The 324-nt window shown below is 57.4% G+C and carries 1 pseudogene; it reads left to right on the plus strand.

The annotated features are described in order from the left end of the window. Window positions 1-271, plus strand: a pseudogene (locus tag Abin_RS15500) (IS630 family transposase); the annotation flags it as partial. Window positions 272-324: the final 53 nt, after the last annotated feature.

Genomic DNA, 324 nt, shown 5'->3' on the forward strand with positions numbered 1-324 from the left:
TATAGGGGTTTCAACAGCGATCCGTTGGCTGCATCGGGAACGCGAGAGCGGCAAGCGGACGCCCCGTTGGCAGGGCAATCCGCGCGGATCACGGCTGGACGCGCACGAAGCCTTTATTATGGGTATGATCGAAGTGCAGAAAGATATCACGCTCCACGAGATGATGGCGCGTTTGAAAAGCGAGCGGGCCGTCGGAATTGGTCGCAGCATGCTCAGTCGCTGGCTGGGGCAATACGGATGGACATTCACATGCACTGGAACAGGAGCGTGAGGATATCCTGAAACGACGACAGGACTGGTTTGATCTCCAGCCAGACCTCGATC

The sequence above is a fragment of the Acetobacter indonesiensis genome, from assembly GCF_000963945.1.
Lineage (GTDB): Bacteria > Pseudomonadota > Alphaproteobacteria > Acetobacterales > Acetobacteraceae > Acetobacter > Acetobacter indonesiensis.